The 746-nt window shown below is 59.9% G+C and carries 1 protein-coding gene; it reads left to right on the top strand.

Features of this window, described 5'->3' with window-relative positions; all coding sequences use genetic code 11:
- A partial coding sequence (gene mgtE / locus NW838_RS07465; RefSeq protein WP_414427783.1) for a magnesium transporter occupies window positions 1-746 on the top strand: 746 nt, incomplete at both ends.

Here is a 746-nt window from a genome sequence, read left to right as displayed (position 1 = left end):
ATCTGGCTATCCGCGTTTACGAACACCTGGACATAGAGCTGCAACAGACGCTGCTGCGCGAGTTCAGAAGCCAAGAGATCCAGGACATCCTGGACAAGATGTCGCCGGACGACCGGGCCCGCCTCTTCGACGAACTGCCGGCCAAGGTGGTTGCCGAACTGCTGCCGCAGCTCAGCCCCGAAGAGCGGGAAGCCACAGCCTTGCTGCTGGGCTATGCCCCCAACACCGCGGGGCGGATCATGACTCCGGAATACATTTCCCTGCGAGAGAACCTGACCGCAGCCGAGGCGCTGGAGCGGGTGCGCCTCTTGGCCCGCGAAACCGAGACCATCTACTACCTCTACGTCACCGACCAAGAGCGACACCTGACGGGAACCCTGTCCTTGCGGGAGTTGGTGATGGCCGATCCGGCCCAAGGGTTGAGCGAGGTGATGAACCAAGAGGTGGTGTTTGTGGACACCCACACCGATCAAGAAGAAGTGGCCCGGGTGATCCAGCGATACGACCTGTTGGCGGTGCCGGTGGTGGATAGGGAACGGCGCCTGGTGGGCATCGTTACGGTGGACGATGTGCTGGACATTCTGGAGCAGGAAACCACCGAGGATATCTACTCCTTGGGAGGGCTGCAATCGGGGGAAAATGACTATTTCGATCTGAATTTTTGGCAGGCGGCCCGCAAACGGGTGGTGTGGCTGCTGATTTTGCTATTCACCAACACCTTCACCAGCACGATCATTGCCCGACAG

It is taken from the genome of Synechococcus sp. R55.2, assembly GCF_047462075.1.
In the GTDB taxonomy this organism is placed as follows: domain Bacteria; phylum Cyanobacteriota; class Cyanobacteriia; order Thermostichales; family Thermostichaceae; genus Thermostichus.
This window is presented reverse-complemented; position numbering and strand designations above follow the sequence as displayed.